13 protein-coding genes are annotated in these 19573 nt (G+C 71.4%); 11 read left to right on the forward strand and 2 right to left on the reverse strand.

Features of this window, described 5'->3' with window-relative positions:
• The first annotated feature begins 70 nt into the window (after positions 1-70).
• Positions 71-1900 carry a chitinase gene (locus ACIOEW_RS21740; RefSeq protein ID WP_401965172.1) on the forward strand — a complete coding sequence of 610 codons (1830 nt, stop codon included), beginning with the start codon at positions 71-73 and terminating at the stop codon, positions 1898-1900.
• Here ACIOEW_RS21740 and ACIOEW_RS21745 read toward each other — a convergent pair.
• On the reverse strand, positions 1851-2669 hold the full coding sequence (locus ACIOEW_RS21745; protein WP_401965173.1) for a phosphatase PAP2 family protein: 819 nt from the start codon (positions 2667-2669) through the stop codon (positions 1851-1853). The two genes, ACIOEW_RS21740 and ACIOEW_RS21745, sit on opposite strands and share 50 nt — an antisense overlap.
• A gap of 148 nt (positions 2670-2817) precedes the next feature.
• Entirely contained in the window at positions 2818-4158 is a 1341-nt protein-coding gene (gene gabT / locus ACIOEW_RS21750; protein WP_362550367.1) for a 4-aminobutyrate--2-oxoglutarate transaminase, read from the reverse strand.
• 245 nt (positions 4159-4403) lie between these two features.
• On the opposite strand from gabT, the gene ACIOEW_RS21755 reads away from it, so the two are divergent.
• The 10 genes from ACIOEW_RS21755 to ispG all read left to right on the forward strand — a co-directional run bounded on the left by ACIOEW_RS21755 (position 4404) and on the right by ispG (position 19403).
• The gene (locus tag ACIOEW_RS21755) at positions 4404-6875 is read left to right on the forward strand and encodes an ATP/GTP-binding protein (protein ID WP_401965174.1); all 2472 of its coding nucleotides are present in this window, start codon (positions 4404-4406) and stop codon (positions 6873-6875) included.
• A gap of 130 nt (positions 6876-7005) precedes the next feature.
• Positions 7006-8574, forward strand: coding sequence for a PucR family transcriptional regulator (locus tag ACIOEW_RS21760; RefSeq protein ID WP_362550371.1), 1569 nt, complete (start codon positions 7006-7008; stop codon positions 8572-8574).
• Between the two features lie 145 nt (positions 8575-8719).
• Positions 8720-10165, forward strand: coding sequence for an aldehyde dehydrogenase family protein (locus tag ACIOEW_RS21765; RefSeq protein ID WP_362550374.1), 1446 nt, complete (start codon positions 8720-8722; stop codon positions 10163-10165).
• Between the two features lie 448 nt (positions 10166-10613).
• Positions 10614-12575: an acyl-CoA dehydrogenase family protein gene (locus ACIOEW_RS21770; RefSeq protein WP_362550377.1), complete on the forward strand. Its 1962-nt coding sequence runs from the start codon at positions 10614-10616 to the stop codon at positions 12573-12575.
• A gap of 92 nt (positions 12576-12667) precedes the next feature.
• Entirely contained in the window at positions 12668-13969 is a 1302-nt protein-coding gene (aroA, locus tag ACIOEW_RS21775; RefSeq protein ID WP_401965175.1) for a 3-phosphoshikimate 1-carboxyvinyltransferase, read from the forward strand.
• Positions 13970-14012: 43 nt separating this feature from the next.
• Positions 14013-14504: a nucleotidyltransferase domain-containing protein gene (locus ACIOEW_RS21780; RefSeq protein ID WP_401965216.1), complete on the forward strand. Its 492-nt coding sequence runs from the start codon at positions 14013-14015 to the stop codon at positions 14502-14504.
• 128 nt (positions 14505-14632) lie between these two features.
• Positions 14633-15421 carry a hypothetical protein gene (locus tag ACIOEW_RS21785; protein ID WP_401965176.1) on the forward strand — a complete coding sequence of 263 codons (789 nt, stop codon included), beginning with the start codon at positions 14633-14635 and terminating at the stop codon, positions 15419-15421.
• An 82-nt stretch (positions 15422-15503) separates the two neighbouring features.
• Positions 15504-16757 carry a 1-deoxy-D-xylulose-5-phosphate reductoisomerase gene (dxr, locus tag ACIOEW_RS21790; protein WP_362550389.1) on the forward strand — a complete coding sequence of 418 codons (1254 nt, stop codon included), beginning with the start codon at positions 15504-15506 and terminating at the stop codon, positions 16755-16757.
• The gene (locus tag ACIOEW_RS21795) at positions 16754-18064 is read left to right on the forward strand and encodes a site-2 protease family protein (protein WP_362550392.1); all 1311 of its coding nucleotides are present in this window, start codon (positions 16754-16756) and stop codon (positions 18062-18064) included. The genes dxr and ACIOEW_RS21795 overlap by 4 nt, the downstream gene beginning before the upstream one ends.
• 184 nt (positions 18065-18248) lie before the next feature.
• Positions 18249-19403 (forward strand): flavodoxin-dependent (E)-4-hydroxy-3-methylbut-2-enyl-diphosphate synthase, encoded by a 1155-nt coding sequence (ispG, locus tag ACIOEW_RS21800; RefSeq protein ID WP_219571918.1) that lies wholly within the window; start codon positions 18249-18251, stop codon positions 19401-19403.
• Positions 19404-19573 lie beyond the last annotated feature (170 nt).

Consider the following 19573-nt stretch of genomic DNA (forward strand, 5'->3'; position numbering starts at 1 on the left):
GTCTTGACAACCTGATTGGTCTGGACCATGTTGTGCGCCACACCCAATTCCCCCCTGCACGGAGGCCGTTGTGGAACGCACGGGACCCCCCGCCCGCATGACCGGACTTCTGGCCGCCTTCTCGGCGGCCCTTCTGGCCGTCGGCGGACTGGCCGCCACGGCACCGGGCGCCGCCGCGGCCGACGCGGATCTGGCGCGCAACGGAACCTTCGAGGCCGGCCTGAGCGGCTGGAACTGTACGGGCGGCAGCGGAGCCGCCGTCAGCACGCCCGTACACGGCGGCACCTCGGCGCTGAAGGCGACCCCGGCCGGCAGCGACAACGCCAAGTGCTCCCAGGCGGTGACGGTCAAGCCCGGCTCCACGTACACGCTGAGCGCCTGGGTGCAGGGCAGCTACGTCTACCTGGGTGCGGAGGGCACCGGCACGACGGACGTGTCCACCTGGACGCAGTCCGCCGGTGACTGGAAGCAGCTCACCACCACCTTCAAGACGGGCGCGTCGACCACCTCGGTCACCGTGTACACGCACGGCTGGTACGGAACCCCCGCCTACTACGCCGACGACCTCACCCTCGTCGGCCCCGGCGGCGACCCGGTCGCGCTCCCGGCGGTCCCCGCAGGCCTCAAGGCCGGCACGCCCACCTCGTCCTCGGTCCCCCTGTCCTGGACCGCCGCCACGGGCGCCACCGGCTACAACGTCTACCAGGGCGGTACGAAGGTCCTCTCCGCCACCGGCACCTCGGCGACCGTGACGGGACTGGCCGCCTCGACCGCGTACAACTTCCAGGTCAGCGCCACCAACGCCGCGGGCGAGTCCGCGAAGTCCGCCGCGGTCTCCGCCACCACGACGTCCGGCAGCAGCGGGGGAGGAGGCGGCGCGGAGCTGCCCGCCCACGCGCTCGTCGGCTATCTGCACTCCAGCTTCGCCAACGGCTCCGGCTACACCCGGATGGCGGACGTGCCTGACTCCTGGGACGTCATCGACCTGGCCTTCGGCGAGCCGACCTCCGTCACCTCCGGCGATATCCGCTTCTCGCTCTGCCCGGTCACCGAGTGCCCGAACGTCGAGTCCGTGGCCGAGTTCAAGGCGGCCATCAAGGCCAAGCAGGCCGCAGGCAAGAAGGTGCTGATCTCCATCGGCGGCGCCAACGGCCAGGTGCAGCTCGCCACCACCGCCGCACGTGACACGTTCGTCTCCTCGGTCAGCAAGATCATCGACGAGTACGGGCTGGACGGCCTGGACATCGACTTCGAGGGCCACTCGCTCTCGCTGAACACCGGCGACACCGACTTCCGCAGCCCCACCACCCCGGTCGTCGTCAACCTGATCTCCGCGGTGAAGACCCTCAAGGCCAAGTACGGCGCGAAGTTCGTCCTCACCATGGCTCCCGAGACCTTCTTCGTGCAGCTCGGATACCAGTACTACGGCTCCGGGCCGTGGGGCGGTCAGGACCCGCGTGCCGGGGCCTATCTGCCGGTGATCCACGCGCTGCGCGACGACCTCACCCTGCTGCACGTCCAGGACTACAACTCGGGCTCCATCATGGGTCTGGACAACCAGTACCACTCCATGGGCGGCGCCGACTTCCACATCGCGATGACCGACATGCTGCTGACCGGGTTCCCCGTCGCCGGGGACCAGACGAAGATCTTCCCCGGTCTCCGACCCGACCAGGTCGCGATCGGCCTGCCGGCCTCCACCCAGGCGGGCAACGGACACACCTCGCCGGCCGAGGTCACCAAGGCGCTGAACTGCCTGACGAAGAAGACGGACTGCGGCTCGTACGCCACGCACGGGACGTGGTCGGGGCTGCGCGGGCTGATGACGTGGTCGGTCAACTGGGACCGCTTCAACAACTGGGAGTTCTCCAAGAACTTCGACGCCTACTTCGGCGGCTGAGCACCCACAGCGCCACCAGCAGCACTCCGCACAGACACCAGCTGCCGCTCACGTCCAGCGGCCAGTGGTAGCCGCGGAGCACCAGACCGATGCCCGTCGCCGCCGTCATCAGGACGGCGGCGACGGGCATCATCCATGTGCGCGCCACGTACGGGGCCAGCAGCAGCGCCGCGGCGCCGTACGCCACCGCGGCGGTGGCCGCATGACCCGACGGGTAGTAGCCGGTGGCATCCGTGAGCGGCCCCGGACGGGCGATCCAGCCCTTGAGCGGGACGACGAGCAGCGGCACGGCTGCCATGGCCAGGGCGGCAGCAAGGGGAGCCCGGCGCTCTCCGCGCACCAGGGTCCAGACGATCGCGCAGCCGAGGACCGGGAGCGCGACCTGCATGTTGCCGAGATCGGCGAGGAATTCCGTGAGTTGCTGCGGGCCGTGTCCGACGAGGGCCCGGCCGGCGCGCTCGTCCAGAAGGCGCAGCGGGCCGTCGGCCGCGATCTGCCAGGTGGTGAGTGCGAACAGGGCCAGCAAGCCCGACACCACGGAGAAGAAAAGGGCCGTCCGGCCCGGAACAGGGGGGGTTGTTCCGGGCCGGACGGTGGGACCGGTTTGCCGCGCGCCCCGGGGGGTGTGGGGCGGGCGGCCATCCGATCGGTGAGGAGTTCCGGAGCCAGAGGCCCCAGGGGTGTGCGCGAAGGCACAACCAGGACGGCGCTGGGGAAGCTCCGACCCGGTATCGCCCGCAGTCCCCTGCGGGCGGGGTGCATCTCTCATCTGCGGAAACCGTACGTCAGGTGATGGGGGACCGACAGGTCGAACGGTATCCCGCCATCGCCCCCGCACACGTTCTTCACAGGCCCTCACGCGGGCACCGGGCAACCCCGGAGAAAACGCCGTGCGCTGCTCCCCGGGGCCCAGCGGATCAGACCCCGGCGAACGCCTGCTCGATGACGTCGAGGCCCTCGTTCAGCAGGTCCTCGCCGATCACCAGCGGCGGCAGGAAGCGCAGGACGTTGCCGTACGTGCCACAGGTGAGGACGAGGACACCCTCGGCGTGGCAGGCCTTCGCGAGCTGTGCGGCGACCTCCGGGTTGGGGTCCTTCGTGCCCGCCTTCACCAGCTCGATCGCGATCATCGCGCCGCGGCCGCGGATGTCACCGATGAGGTCGCCGTTGGGCAGCTTCGACTGCATCTCGGCGAGCCGGCCCTTCATGACCTCCTCGATGCGCTTCGCCTTCCCGTTCAGGTCCAGCTCGCGCATCGTCTCGATGGCACCGAGCGCCCCCGCGCAGGCGACAGGGTTTCCGCCGTACGTACCGCCGAGGCCGCCGGAGTGCGCGGCGTCCATGATCTCGGCGCGGCCGGTCACGGCGGAGAGCGGCAGACCGCCCGCGATGCCCTTGGCGGTCGTGATCAGGTCGGGGACGATGCCCTCGTCCTCGCAGGCGAACCACTGGCCGGTGCGGCAGAAGCCGGACTGGATCTCGTCGGCGACGAAGACGATGCCGTTGTCCTTGGCGAACTGTGCGATCGCCGGCAGGAAGCCCTTCGCCGGCTCGATGAAGCCGCCCTCGCCGAGGACCGGCTCGATGATGATCGCGGCGACGTTGTCCGCGCCGATCTGCTTGGTGATCTGGTCGATGGCCTGGGCGGAGGCCTCGGCGCCCGCGTTCTCGGCACCGGTCGGCCAGCGGTAGCCGTACGCCACCGGAACCCGGTAGACCTCGGGCGCGAACGGACCGAAGCCCTGCTTGTACGGCATGTTCTTCGCCGTCAGCGCCATCGTGAGGTTGGTCCGGCCGTGGTAACCGTGGTCGAAGACGACGACGGCGGTGCGCTTGGTGTACGCGCGGGCGATCTTCACCGCGTTCTCGACGGCCTCGGCGCCCGAGTTGAACAGCGCGGACTTCTTCGCGTGGTCGCCCGGGGTGAGCTCGGCGAGCTGCTCGCAGACCTCTACGTAGCCTTCGTACGGCGTGACCATGAAGCAGGTGTGGGTGAAGTCGGCGAGCTGGGCGGAGGCGCGGCGCACGACAGCCTCGGCAGAGGCGCCGACGGACGTCACGGCGATGCCGGAACCGAAGTCGATCAGACGGTTCCCGTCCACGTCCTCGATGATCCCGCCGCCGGCACGGGCGGTGAACACCGGCAGGGTGGAGCCCACACCTGCGGCGACCGTCGCGAGCCGGCGGGCCTGCAGCTCCACGGACTTCGGGCCGGGAATGGCAGTGACGACGCGGCGCTCCTGCGGAATTGCGGTCATGCGGGGCTCCTGGGGGGTGTTTCGGACGCTTCTCTTTCTGCAGGCTAGGGGTGGGGGCGGGGGTCCGGCATGCTCCGATCGGGAGTGGTGGGGGCGTGTCCTTGTCCGTGACGGACAGATGCCCGCACGGGGCCGGCCCGGCAGCGCACCTCCTCACTATCCGGGCGCCTTGCTGTACTCACCGTGTCCGCGCACTAGATTGAGCGGGCAGCGGTCGGACCTGGCTGGTCAGGGGGCAACGGTTCATGGACTACGAAGGCACGCACGGCACCCGGGGCGCGCGGGGTGCGCAGCCGCCCGACGGGCGGCCCGGGCGCTCCGTGCCGCACCCGGCCGGCCCGCCGCCCGCGCTGCCGCCCGGCCCACCGCCCGTCGCCCCGCCCGCTTTCCCCCCGACGGTTCCGCCGCCCTCCGCGCCGCCCGCCGTCCCGAAGCGCCCCGTGACTTCCTCCGGGCAGCACCGGCCGGCGGGCGCGCGCTCGGCCACGGCGGAATGGCTGAACGCGCCCCGCCCCGAGACCGAGCCGGGCGTGTGGCGGTACGCGTACGTGCCACGGGCCGCCGAGCGGCCTCCGCGCCCCTCGCTGGTGGGGCCGGCGGCCACGATGGCTCTGTGGCTCCTGCTGTGGCTGCTGCTCACGGAGCGCGCGGTCCCCTACGTGTCCAAGCCGATCGAGATCATCACCGGGCCCGAATGGTGGTCCTTCGGCGGCCTCAAGAAGGATGCGCCCGCGCTGGTGGTCAACTCCACCACGCTCTACTACCAGGTCCTGGTCCTCGGCCTGGGCTTCTGGGCCGCCCGGGTCGGCGGCTGGGCCCACGTGTTCCGCTACTTCGCAGGCCCCCGGCTGGGCCGGGCCAGGCTGGTGGTCTCGGCGTCCGGTGCGGCAGTGGCCGTCTGGCTCGTCTGGACGCGGCGGGTACCCCTCGCCGACGTCATCCTGCCCGCGGTTCCGACCAGCTGGATGCAGGGCGGCGGCAACCAGTACGCGGCGCTTCTCGTCTCGATCGTTCTCTACGCCCTGATCGGTACCGCGATCGTGTGGCCCTTCGCCAGAACCGGCCGGTGGTCGGTTGAACTCGGCTCTCCTACGGGGCGCGCCGAACCCGGTCCGGAGCAGCTCCGGACCGTTCCCGCCCAGGCCGGCCCGGGCCTCGCCCGCTGGCCCGAGCTGCGGGCTGCCGGAGGCACGGAAGCCGCGGAGGCACTCACCGCGGCCGTGCATGCCGGCCGGCTGAACGACATCGACTGCGTACGGCTGCGCCACGCCTGGGGCGCCGCCCGGACCCGCCCCGACCGGAGCGCCTCCTTCACCGAGACCGTGCTGCGCAAGGGGGCCGACGCCTACCTCCACCCTTCCGGCCGCCGGGACCTGCCCCTGCGCACCGCCGTGCATGACCCGCTCACCGGCCAGGTCCGGATCGGCGACTGCGCCGACGACCCGCGCAACCCCTATCCGCGTCGCGGCGTGGGGATGGCACTGGAACCCGCGTCGCTGGGCACCTCCCTGCTGGTCGTCGGGCCGCCCGGATCGGGGAAGACGGAACGGCTGGTCCGGCCCGTCGTCGAATCGCTCGCCCTGCGGGCGCTCACCGGACAGGCGGCGGTGCTCGCCGTCGGCGGTGCCGGCGACCGGCTCGGCCCGGACGGGGCCTACGACGTCGTCGTCAGGATCGGTGACCCCGCGTCCGTACACGACTTCGACCTGTACGGCGGTACGAGCGACCCCGACGAGGCGGCGGCCGCCCTCGCGGAGGGCCTGGCCGGAGACCTCCCCGCCCTGGACACCCGGCGTGCGGCCACCGCGCTCGGCCAGTTGCTGGGCCCGTACCGTGCCGTTCACGGCACGTTCCCCGCCGTGCCCGAACTCCGCGAACTCCTCGAAGGCTCCGCCGTCGTGCTGGGCGGCCTGCGGCAGGCCCTGGAGTCGGCCGGCGACCACGCGATGCTGCGCGAACTGGATGCCCGGCAACGGCAGTCGGGGAGCTCCGGCGATCCGGCCGCCGTCCTCGCCGACCGGATCGCCGTGCTCGACCGGCCTGCCTTCGCCGGGTTCTTCGCCACCGGGGCCGAGGCCCGACCGTTCTCGTTGCGCTCTCTGGAACAGCACCCGCTGCGGGTGCGCATCGATCTGCCGGAACGCGCCCACGCCGAGGCGTCCCGGGTGCTGGCCCGGATCGTCCTCGCCCAGTTCAACGCGATCACCGCGGCCCGCGCCGACCGCTCGCTCTTCGTCTGCCTGGTCCTGGACGACGCGACTCACACGATCACCGCCGAAACCGTCCGGGGTATCCGCCGGCTGCGCTCCGTGAACGCCGGGGCGGTCCTCTCCCTGCGCACCCTGGACGACGTGCCCGAGGAACTGCACACGGCACTGCTCGGCGCGGTCGGCTGCACCATGGCCTTCCCCGGCGTCACCACCTGGGACGGCAAACGCTTCGCCGAGGCCTGGGGCAAGGAGTGGGTGGAGGTCCGAGAGGTGGCCCAGCACGGTGTCTTCGCCGACCAGCCACTCACCCGAGCCGTGCACGCCCTGCGGAAGCTGGCCACCGGCAAGGCCGTCACCACGGACGCGGTGACCGTGCGCCAGGTCGAGCGGGAACGGTGGTCGGCCTCCGGACTGGCGTACGAGCTGCCCGCCGGCCATGCGGTCCTCTCTCTCACCACGGTCGACGGCGACCATGCGCCCCCGCTCCTGGTGCGGCTGGGGGAGTGAGGGTTACGCCGGAGTAGCCGTGCGGACGGTCCGCCGACGGTGACGGGGACTCTGCCACCCTGGCAGAATCGGCGGGAGCCGTTCATACGGGACGGCGAAAATCACCCCCTCCCAAAGGTCCCCGATCCCCATGCCCCCCACTCTCGCCTCGCTCGTCCAGCACTCGGCGCTCAAGCTCACGGTGCGTGCGGGGGCGGACCGGCTCGACGCGCCGGTGCGCTGGGCGCATGCCAGTGAGCTGGCCGACCCCGTCCCCTACATGGAGGGCGGCGAGCTGCTCCTGGTCACCGCGACCAACCTCGACGCGGAGAACCCGGAAGTGATGCGTCGGTACGTACGACGGCTGGCCGGGGCCGGAGTCGTCGGGCTGGGTTTCGCCGTCGGGGTCACCTACGACGACGTACCGCAGGCCCTGGTCGACGCCGCCGAGGAAGCCGGGCTGCCCCTGCTCGAAGTGCCGCGCCGCACCCCGTTCCTCGCCATCGCCAAGGCCGTGTCCTCGGAGATCGCCGCCGATCAGTACCGGGCCGTCACCGCGGGCTTCGAGGCGCAGCGGGAGCTGACCAGGGCGGCGCTCGCCGGGGACGGCCCCGCCGAACTCCTCACCCGGCTCGCCGCGCACGTCGACGGCTGGGCCGCGCTGTACGACGCCTCCGGGGCCGTCGTGGCCGCCGCCCCCGACTGGGCGGCCCGCCGCGCCGCCCGGCTCACGCCCGACGTGGAACGGCTGCGGGAACGCCCGGCACCGGCCAGCGTCGTCGTCGGCGGCACCGACGACCGGGTCGAGCTCCAGTCCCTGGGCACCGGACGGCGAGTACGCGGGGCGCTGGCCGTGGGCACCGGGGCGGCACTCGGTACCGCGGAGCGCTACGCGGTGCACTCGGCGGTCGCCCTGCTCACCCTCACCACGGCGCGTTCCCGCTCGCTCCAGGGCGCCGAACAGCGGCTCGGCGCGGCGGTGCTGCGCATGCTCCTGGCCGGTCAGCCCGACCACGCGCGCGGTGTCGCCGGGGACCTGTACGGCGGGCTGCTCGACGCGCCCTTCCGGCTGCTCATCGCCGAGGCCGCCGAACCGTCGACCACGGCGCAGCTGACCGAGGCCATGGAGACGGCCGCCGCCCGGTCCGGCGAGGCGCTGCTGATGGTGCCCGAGGGTGAACGCCTCGTCGTGCTGGCCGCCGACGGCGGGGCCGCGGTCGCCGCCTGCGCCGCCTACGCCGAGGCGCAGGAGGACGCGCCCCCGCGCGAACCGTCGGCGGAGGACACCGACGTGGTCGTCGGCCTCTCCGCCCCCGCGGGACCGATCGCCGTCTCGGCCGCGTACAAGCAGGCCGAACAGTCGCTCTCTGTCGCCCGCCGCCGCGGCAGGGCCCTGGTCGAGCACGAGGAACTGGCGGCCGGGTCCGTACTGCCGCTGCTCGCGGACGACGCGGTCAGAGCCTTCGCCGACGGCATGCTCCGCGCCCTGTACGAGCACGACGCCAAGGGGCGCGGCGACCTCGTGGCCTCCCTGCGGGCCTGGCTCTCCCACCACGGGCAGTGGGACGCGGCCGCGGCGGACCTGGGCGTCCACCGCCACACCCTGCGCTACCGCATGCGGCGGGTGGAGGAGATCCTCGGCCGCTCCCTGGACGACGCGGACGTGCGGATGGAGCTGTGGCTGGCACTCAAGGTCGCGAACCCCCCGACCGCGTCGTAGGGACCCCGCCGGCTCCCCGTCCCTCATCCGACAAACCGGCGCACCCCGGCACGCCTCTTGCTCCATGCCGGACAAACACCAGGCGGACGATGCGGCCCTACGGTGGGGACGGAACACCCCACGACATCGAAGGGCCGGAACCTCCATGACCTCCACCCACGCCTTCTGGCTGGCCGGCCGCGAGGCCACCGGCGAGGAAAGCTTCGACGTCACCAACTCCTGGGACGGCCGACTCGTCGGCACCGTCAGCGTGCCCACCGAGGCCCAGGTCGAGGAGGCCGTCGCCGCCGCACACGCCGTGCGCGACGAGTTCGCCGCGACCCCGGCCCACGTCCGCGCCGCCGCGCTCGACCACGTGGCACGGCGCCTGACGGAGCGCACCGAGGAGATCGCCCAGGTGATCTCCGCCGAGAACGGCAAGCCGATCAAGTGGGCGCGCGGCGAGGTCGGCCGGGCCGTCTCCGTGTTCCGGTTCGCCTCCGAGGAGGCGCGCCGCTTCAACAGCGGCGACGCCCAGCGCCTGGACACCGACGCCGGCGGCACCGGCCGCCTCGGCCTGACCCGCCGCTTCCCGCGCGGCACGGTCCTCGGCATCGCACCCTTCAACTTCCCGCTGAACCTGAGCGCCCACAAGGTCGCCCCGGCCATCGCCGTCGGCGCCCCCATCATCCTGAAGCCCGCCCCGGCCACCCCGATCTCCTCGCTGATCCTGGGCGAGCTGCTGGCCGAGACCGACCTGCCGGCCGGTTCCTGGTCCGTGCTGACGGTCCCCAACGACCGCATGCCCGCCCTCGTCCAGGACGAGCGGCTGCCCGTGATCTCGTTCACCGGGTCCGCCCCGGTCGGCTACTCGATCATGGACTCGGTGCCGCGCAAGCACTGCACCCTGGAACTCGGTGGCAACGGCGCCGCGGTCGTCCTCGGCGACTACGCCTCGGAGAAGGACCTGGACTGGGCCGCGACCCGTATCGCGACCTTCTCCAACTACCAGGGCGGCCAGTCCTGCATCTCGGTGCAGCGCGTCATCGCGGACGCCGCGGTCTACGACCGGCTCCTGCCGAAGATCGTCGCGGCCGTCGAGGCCCAGGTCACCGGCGACCCGTCCGACGCCACCACCGACGTCGGCCCGCTCGTCGACGAGAACGCCGCCAAGCGCGTCGAGTCCTGGGTCGACGAGGCCGTGCAGGCCGGCGCCCAGCTGCTCGCCGGCGGCAAGCGCGACGGGGCGACGTACGCGCCGACCGTCCTCGCCGACCTTCCCGACGGCGTCACCCTCTCTCACGAGGAGGTCTTCGGACCGGTCCTCTCGGTGCAGAAGGTGGAAGGCGAGGCCGAGGCGTTCGCCTCGGTGAACTCCTCCAAGTACGGCCTCCAGGCAGGCGTGTTCACCCACGACCTGCAGACCGCATTCCGCGCCCACCGCGCCCTGGAGGTCGGCGGCGTGATCATCGGCGACGTCCCCTCGTACCGTGCGGACCAGATGCCGTACGGCGGCGCCAAGCAGTCCGGTGTCGGCCGCGAGGGAGTCCGGTACGCGATGGACGACTACACCTACGAGCGTGTCCTGGTCCTCACCGGCCTCGCCCTGTAAGACCCCTGCCGCCCGCCGGCCGCCCGCACTCCGCCCGGACAGCGAGACGGCAGGCGGCGGGCGGCAGGTGAACGGCCCGAACCCGCTGTGCGGGGGTTCGGGCCGTTCTCGCGTACAGGGTCCGTCCGCGCGTGACCGGCGGGGGACTCCGGGGGCACAAGGCCGAACCGGCTTCCCACGCCCCTCCGAGGAGATGCCCGTCCGGCTCCCTCAGGCGCCGCGCCTGACCACCGTGCGATGACTCCAGCCGTTCCTGGCATGCCGCACGCCCCGGCGGGCAGTGGAGTGGTGACCGACCCGATCGGCGCCCGAAGGCTGGTGGCACCGTCAGGAATCGGGTACATACGGACGAGTAGAACCGATAGGTACGCAAAGGGCGGACGGTCCCCCGGCCGCCCGCGGACCTGTCGGAACCACCCACCCGACGAAGCGGCGAGGTGAGCTCCTCATGTCCGCACCATCCGCACAACGTCCGTCCGCACAGACGCCCACGCCCAAGGTCACCGAACGCGAAGCACGACAGGTGGCCGAGGACGCACGCGAGCAGGACTGGCGCAAACCCAGTTTCGCGAAGGAACTCTTCCTGGGCCGTTTCCGGCTCGACCTGATCCATCCGCATCCGCTGCCCGCCGCCGAGGCCGTCCGGCGGGGCGAGGAGTTCCTCGCGCGACTGCGCGACTTCTGCGAGACGCACATCGACGGCGCCCTGATCGAGCGCGAGGCGAGGATCCCCGACGAGGTGGTCAACGGCCTCAAGGAACTCGGCGCGCTGGGCATGAAGATCGACGTGAAGTACGGCGGCCTCGGGCTGACGCAGGTCTACTACAACAAGGCCCTCGCCCTGGTCGGCTCCGCCAGCCCCGCGATCGGCGCCCTGCTCTCCGCCCACCAGTCCATCGGGGTTCCGCAGCCGCTGAAGATCTTCGGCAGCCAGGAACAGAAGGACACCTTCCTGCCCCGGCTGGCCCGTACCGACATCTCGGCGTTCCTTCTCACCGAGCCGGACGTGGGCTCCGACCCCGCACGGCTCGCCACCACAGCTGTGCGCGACGGGGACGACTACGTCCTCGACGGGGTGAAGCTCTGGACGACCAACGGGGTCGTCGCGGACCTGCTGGTCGTCATGGCGCGCGTACCGAAGTCGGAGGGCCACAAGGGCGGCATCACGGCCTTCGTGGTCGAGGCCGACGCTCCGGGCATCACCGTGGAACACCGGAACGCCTTCATGGGCCTGCGCGGCCTGGAGAACGGCGTCACCCGCTTCCACGGGGTGCGGGTCCCCGCAGCGAACCGCATCGGGCCGGAGGGGGCAGGGCTCAAGATCGCTCTCACCACCCTCAACACCGGGCGGCTCTCGCTGCCGGCCATGTGCGTCGGCTCCGGGAAATGGTGTCTGAAGATCGCCCGCGAATGGTCGGCGGTCCGTGAGCAGTGGGGCCGCCCCGTGGCCCGGCACGAGGCCGTGGGCGCCAAGATCTCCTTCATCGCGGCGACCACCTTCGCCCTCGAAGCCGTGGTCGACCTCTCCTCGCAGATGGCGGACGAGGACCGCAACGACATCCGGATCGAGGCGGCGCTCGCCAAGCTGTACGGCTCCGAGATGGGCTGTCTGATGGCCGACGAGCTGGTCCAGATCCGCGGTGGCCGGGGCTTCGAGACCGCGGACTCCCTTGCCGCCCGCGGCGAACGGGCCGTTCCCGCCGAGCAGATGCTCCGGGACATGCGGATCAACCGGATCTTCGAGGGCTCGACGGAGATCATGCACCTGCTGATCGCCCGTGAGGCGGTGGACGCCCACCTCAAGGTCGCGGGCGACATCATCGACCCCGACAAGCCGCTCTCGGCCAAGGCCAGGGCGGGCGCGAACGCGGCCGGCTTCTACGCCAAGTGGCTGCCGAAGCTCGTCGCCGGACCGGGACAGCTCCCGCGCACCTACGGGGACTTCCACCCGTCCGGCCACGCCGACCTCTCCGGTCACCTGCGCTACGTCGAACGGTCCTCCCGCAAACTGGCCCGCTCCACCTTCTACGCCATGTCCCGCTGGCAGGGCCGGATGGAGACCAAGCAGGGCTTCCTCGGCAGGATCGTCGACATCGGTGCGGAACTCTTCGCCATGAGCGCCGCCTGTGTCAGGGCCGAACTGCTGCGCACCGAGGGCGACCACGGCCTCGAGGCGTACCAGCTCGCCGACACCTTCTGCCGCCAGTCCCGCATCCGGGTCGAGGAGCTCTTCACCCGGCTCTGGTCCAACACCGACGACCTCGACCGGCGGGTGGTCGACGGCGTCCTTTCCGGCACGTACACCTGGCTGGAGGAGGGCATCATCGACCCGAGTGGGGACGGCCCCTGGATCGCCGACGCCACCCCGGGCCCCTCGGCCCGGGAGAACGTGCACCGGCCGATCCGCTGAGCCCCTGACACCCCCGGGCCCGGCCGGCGGGGCACGTCCACTCGCTGGACGTGCCCCGCCCACGCGCGCGCGGCACGGCAGGATGGGCGCCCGTGACCGTCATCCATGTCCCCGGTTCCAAGTCCGTCACCGCGCGCGCCCTCTTCCTGGCCGCCGCCGCGAACGGCACCAGCACCCTCCTGCGCCCCCTGCGCTCGGACGACACCGAAGGCTTCGCCGAAGGTCTCACCGCCCTCGGCTACGAGGTGGTGCGGGAGGCCGAGGCCTGGCACATCACGGGCCGCTCGTCCGGGCCCGCCGCCACCGCCGCCGACGTCTACTGCCGGGACGGCGCGACCACGGCCAGGTTCCTGCCGACCCTCGCGGCGGCCGGCGCCCGCGGCAGCTACCGCTTCGACGCCTCCGCCCAGATGCGCCGCCGCCCCCTCGCCCCGCTCACCGAGGCGCTGCGCACCCTCGGCGTCGACCTGCGCCACGAGGCCGCCGAGGGCCACCACCCGCTGCGCATCGAGGCCGCCGGCATCAAGGGCGGCGAACTGACCCTGGACGCCGGACAGTCGAGCCAGTACCTCACCGCGCTGCTGATGCTCGGACCGCTGACCGCGGAAGGGCTGCGGATCACGGTCACCGATCTGGTGTCGGCGCCGTACATCGAGATCACCCTCGCGATGATGCGGAGCTTCGGCGTCGAGGTCACCCGCGGCGGCCCCGGCAACGCCGTCTTCACGGTGCCGCCAGGTGGCTACCGGGCCACCACGTACGCCATCGAGCCCGACGCCTCCACCGCCGGCTACTTCTTCGCGGCGGCCGCCCTCACCGGCCGTGAGGTCACTGTCCCCGCACTCGGGCGGGGCGCCCTCCAGGGCGATCTGGGGTTCGTCGACGTACTGCGCCGCATGGGCGCCGAGGTGCACATGACGGCCGAATCCACCACGGTCCGCTCCACCGGTGAGCTCCGCGGCCTCACCGTCAACATGCGCGACATCTCCGACACCATGCCCACACTGGCGGCGATCGCTCCCTTCGCCTCGGGGCCGGTCCGCATCGAGGACGTCGGCAACACCCGGGTCAAGGAGTGCGACCGGCTTGAGGCGTGCGCCGGGAACCTCCGGCGGATGGGCATCACGGTCACCACCGGTCCGGACTGGATCGAGATCCTGCCGGGCACCCCGCGGCCGACGGAGATCGCGACCCATGGCGACCACCGCATCGTCATGTCCTTCGCCGTCACAGGTCTGCGTACACCCGGCATGACGTACGACGACCCCGGCTGCGTGCGCAAGACGTTCCCCCGCTTCCACGAGGCCTTCGCCGAGTTCGCGGAGCTCATGACCGGACAGGGCGCCGGGCCGGGGAATCTCCGGGCGCGAGGCGTTGCGGGCGGGACCCCGTAACCCCGGCACGGGACAAACGAGAAGCCCTAGACTCCGCGGCATGATGTCCGCATCCGATGTGCTGTCCGTTCTGTCCGTGGTGCGTGAGGCCGGTGCGGATGTGGTGATCGCCGGTGGCTGGGGTGTCGACGCCCTGCTCGGTGAGGAGACCCGCGGCCACAAGGATCTCGATCTGCTGCACCGCCGCGAACAGGAAACCGCTCTCGTCGCCGCCCTGACGGCGGCCGGCTATGCGCAGACGCTCGACTGGCGCCCCGCACGGTTCGTCCTGAGTCACCAGTCCGGACTCGAAATCGACCTGCATCCCTTGCAGTTCGCCCCCGATGGTTCGGCGACGCAGTCCTCGCTCGACCCGGGGGAGCCGTTTCGCTACCCGGCGGACTGCTTCGTCACCGGCACCATCGGCGGGACACGGGTGCGCTGCATTTCGGCGCAGCAACAGGTCGAGTTCCACCAGGGGTACGACCCCGGCGCAGCCGACCTGCACGACATGGCCCGGCTCCGCAGGGAGTTCGGGGTGGCCACGCACTTCTGAGCAGGAGCGAACCGGCCGGGCCGGCAACGTCCCGGACCGGTCCCACGCGGCAGCAGTGGGCGTCGGCCGGGAGCACGACGAAGCAACACGGGAACCGGCGAAGCAACACGGGAATCAGGGAATCGGGAATGGGGACAGGCATGTACGGGGCGAGGAACCTGCGGGGGCGGTGGCGCCGGGTGGCGGTCATCGGGATTGCGGCCACGATGGCTCTGGGCGTATCCGCCTGCGGCGGTGACGAGGACAACGCGGGCGGGGCCGGTGGCCCGGCCGGTTCGGACAAGGACAGCAAGGCCTCGGCCAAGCCCTCCGCGCCCGGGGCAGCCGACGGGGCACGGCTGAAAGCCGCGTCCTTCACGGACGGCGAGAAGGTCGGCCGCTACACGGCGTCCGAGTACGTCGTCGGCGGCCCGCTCGGCGACGGGTACACCGCCGCCCCGGCCGGCTGCCAGCCGCTCGTCAGCCTTGCGGGCGAGGTCGGCGACCCGGACCCGGCCGCCCAGGTCCAGCGCCAGGTCGATGTCCCGGACGAGATGCTCGGCCTCACCGTCGACGTCACCCTGCGCAGCTACGCGAACGGCGGCGCCGCCACCGTCATGAAGGCCCTCGGCAAGGCCGGCCGGGACTGCGCCGGCGGCTTCACCGAGCAGCGGGTCGTCGCGGCCGCGAAGTACCTGAAGGTCGAACCCGCCAAGGCCCCCGCCTTCGCGGCCGAGGCCGACGGGGCGAAGGCGTACCGCTTCACCATCCTCGACGTGAAGGGGAAGGAGAAGCTGTACGAGTACCTCACCGTCGTGCGCTCCGGCTCCACGACGCTCGCCTTCCGGGCGGAGATCATTTCCACCAAGGACATCGGCGGGGTGCCGTCCGAGGTCATGGCCGCCCAGTGGGCCAAGTTCCGTGCGACGAAGGGCTGAGGGCTCGATGAGTGAGCAGCCACGACGCGGCGCGAGGGGCGCCCTGTCCACACGCACAGCCGATGCGGCAACAATGGGGGGCATGAGCGACAGCCCCGCCCCCCTCGCCGACCCGCACCTCGTCTTCGACGCCGTGGAAGGCCGCAGGGATCTCGTCATCCTCGGCTCCACCGGGTCCATCGGCACCCAGGCCATCGACCTGGTGCTGCGCAACCCCGACCGCTTCCGCGTGACCGCGCTCTCCGCGGCGGGCGGCCGGGTCGCCCTCCTTGCCGAGCAGGCGCGCCGGCTGAGGGTGCGCACGGTCGCCGTCGCCTCACCCGAGGCGGTGCCCGCCCTGCGCGAGGCGCTGCGCAAGGAGTACGGCGCGGGGGAGCAGCCTCCCGAGATCCTGGCCGGACCCGACGCCGCTACGGAGCTGGCCGGCAGCGACTGCCACACCGTGCTGAACGGGATCACCGGCTCGATCGGTCTCGCCCCCACCCTGGCCGCGCTGAAGGCGGGCCGCACGCTGGCGCTCGCCAACAAGGAGTCGCTGATCGTCGGCGGTCCGCTGGTCAAGGCGCTCGCCGCTCCCGGCCAGATCATCCCGGTCGACTCCGAGCACGCCGCGCTCTTCCAGGCACTCGCGGCCGGCAAGAGGGCCGATGTGCGCAGGCTCGTCGTCACCGCGTCCGGCGGCCCGTTCCGGGGACGTACCAGGAGCGAGCTCGCCGACGTCACGCGGGAACAGGCACTCAACCACCCGACCTGGGCCATGGGCCCGGTCATCACGGTCAATTCGGCCACCCTGGTCAACAAGGGTCTTGAGGTCATCGAGGCGCATCTCCTCTACGACATCCCGTTCGACCGGATCGAGGTCGTGGTCCACCCCCAGTCGTACGTTCACTCCATGGTGGAGTTCACCGACGGCTCGACCCTCGCCCAGGCCACCCCGCCCGACATGCGCGGACCGATCGCGATCGGCCTCGGCTGGCCGCAGCGCGTCCCCGACGCGGCCCCCGCCTTCGACTGGACGAAGGCCTCCACGTGGGAGTTCTACCCGCTCGACACCGAGGCCTTCCCGTCCGTCGGACTCGCGCGGCACGTGGGCACGCTGGGCGGCACCGCGCCGGCGGTGTTCAACGCGGCGAACGAGGAGTGCGTGGACGCGTTCCTGGCCGGGCGGCTGGCGTTCAACGGCATCATGGACACGGTCACGGCGGTGGTGTCCGAACACGGAACGCCTCCGCCGGGAACTTCGCTGACGGTCACGGACGTCCTTGAAGCGGAGGCCTGGGCACGGACCCGGGCCCGGGAACTCTCGGCCAAGGCCACCGCGGAGGCGCGCGCATGAGCATGACGACGATCCTGCTGACCATTCTCGGCATCGCGGTCTTCGCCGTCGGCCTGCTGTTCTCCATCGCCTGGCACGAGCTGGGCCACCTGTCGACCGCGAAGCTCTTCGGTATCCGCGTCCCCCAGTACATGGTCGGCTTCGGCCCGACCGTCTGGTCGCGGAAGAAGGGCGACACGGAGTACGGGATCAAGGCCATTCCGGCCGGCGGCTACATCCGCATGATCGGGATGTTCCCGCCGGGACCGGACGGGAAGCTGGAGGCGCGGTCCACCTCGCCGTGGCGCGGCATGATCGAGGACGCCAGATCCGCCGCCTTCGAGGAGCTGGAACCGGGCGACGAGAAGCGCCTCTTCTACACGCGCAAGCCGTGGAAGCGCGTCATCGTCATGTTCGCCGGCCCGTTCATGAACCTGATCCTGGCCGTGGCGATCTTCCTCGGCGTCGCCATGACCTTCGGATTCCAGACGCAGACGACCGACGTCGCCGGTGTCCAGAAGTGCGTGATCTCCCAGAGCGAGAAGCGGGAGACCTGCAAGAAGTCCGACCCGGTCTCGCCCGCGCAGGCCGCCGGCTTGAAGGTGGGCGACAAGATCGTCGCCTTCAACGGCCAGAAGATCGACGAGTGGTCCGTACTCTCCGACAAGATCCGCGACACGATCGGCCCCGCGACCATCACGGTCCAGCGCGACGGCCAGGAGAAGACCCTCCACGCCGTACTCAAGAAGAACGCCGTGGCGAAGAAGGACTCCGACGGCGAGGTGGTCCCGGGGAAGTTCGTCTCCGCCGGCTACCTCGGCTTCGCGGCGCAGACGGAGATCATCCCGCTCTCCTTCGGCGATTCCGTCGTCCGCATGGGCGACATGATCGAGAACGGCGTCGATTCGATCGTCGCCCTGCCGTCCAAGATCCCCGCCCTCTGGGATGCGGCCTTCAGCGACGGCGAGCGGGCGGCCGACTCCCCGGTGGGTGTCGTCGGCGCCGCCAGGATCGGTGGCGAGGTGATGACGCTGGACGTACCCGCGCAGAACCAGATCGCGATGATGCTGTTCCTGCTGGCGGGCTTCAACCTCTCGCTGTTCCTCTTCAACATGCTGCCGCTGCTGCCGCTCGACGGCGGCCACATCGCGGGGGCGCTGTGGGAGGCGCTGCGCCGGAACGTGGCACGGGTCTTCAAGCGCCCCGACCCCGGCCCGTTCGACGTCGCCAAGCTGATGCCGCTCGCGTATGTGGTCGCCGGGGTGTTCATCTGCTTCACCCTGCTCGTCCTGGTCGCCGACGTCGTCAACCCGGTCAAGATCTCCTGACCGGCCCGTCCTGGGGGCGCCTGTACCCCGAGTGACGGCGGATGCGCACGGTGCGTCCGGGACCCCATATTTTGCCCGGGTTCCCGGACGCGGTGTGCTTCACGCCGTGCTCGGTGCCGTAACCTCGAAGGCCGGAGCCCGCCGACTTCGGGACCTCGATCCACACCTTGGGGATGCTCAGCGCATGACTGCGATTTCTCTCGGAATGCCCACCGTTCCGACCCAGCTCGCCGTACGGCGGGTCAGCCGCAAGATCCAGGTCGGGTCGGTGGCGGTCGGTGGGGACGCGCCGGTCTCGGTGCAGTCGATGACGACGACGCGTACGTCGGACATCGGTGCCACGCTCCAGCAGATCGCGGAGCTGACGGCCTCGGGCTGCCAGATCGTGCGAGTGGCGTGCCCGACGCAGGACGACGCGGACGCGCTCGCGACGATCGCGTCGAAGTCGCAGATCCCGGTGATCGCGGACATTCACTTCCAGCCGAAGTACGTCTTCGCCGCGATCGACGCGGGCTGCGCGGCGGTGCGGGTGAACCCCGGGAACATCAAGCAGTTCGACGACAAGGTCAAGGAGATCGCGCGGGCGGCGAACGACGCCGGGACGCCGATCCGGATCGGTGTGAACGCCGGTTCGCTGGACGCGCGACTGCTGAAGAAGTACGGCAAGGCCACTCCTGAGGCCCTGGTGGAGTCGGCGCTGTGGGAGGCATCCCTCTTCGAGGAGCACGGCTTCCGGGACATCAAGATCTCGGTCAAGCACAACGACCCCGTCGTGATGGTCAACGCCTACCGGCAGCTCGCCGCCCAGTGCGACTACCCGCTGCACCTCGGCGTGACCGAGGCCGGCCCGGCGTTCCAGGGCACCATCAAGTCGGCCGTCGCCTTCGGCGCCCTGCTCAGCGAGGGCATCGGTGACACGATCCGGGTCTCGCTGTCCGCGCCGCCGGCGGAGGAGGTCAAGGTCGGACTCCAGATCCTGGAGTCGCTGAACCTGAAGCAGCGCCGGCTGGAGATCGTGTCCTGCCCGTCGTGCGGCCGTGCGCAGGTGGACGTGTACAAGCTGGCCGATCAGGTGAGTGCGGGCCTCGAGGGCATGGAGGTGCCGCTGCGGGTCGCCGTGATGGGCTGTGTCGTCAACGGCCCCGGCGAGGCGCGCGAGGCCGACCTGGGCGTCGCCTCGGGCAACGGGAAGGGCCAGATCTTCGTCAAGGGCGAGATCATCAAGACCGTGCCCGAGTCGAAGATCGTCGAGACCCTCATCGAGGAAGCCCTCAAGATCGCCGAACAGATGGAGAAGGACGGCATCGCCTCCGGCGAGCCCGAGGTCTCCATCAGCTAGGGGCCCCCGCCCATGACAACCACGACAGCGCCCCGCCGGAGGAACCCTCCCTGCGGGGCGCTGTCCGTGAGCCAGGTCACCGGCATCCGCAGAAACGGTTCACAGCCACGAGCGGCGCCCCTCAGCCTCTTTGGGTACAGTGCGGAAATCAGCAGACCGCATGGTGAGGC

It is taken from the genome of Streptomyces sp. NPDC087901, assembly GCF_044742205.1.
Classification (GTDB): domain Bacteria; phylum Actinomycetota; class Actinomycetes; order Streptomycetales; family Streptomycetaceae; genus Streptomyces.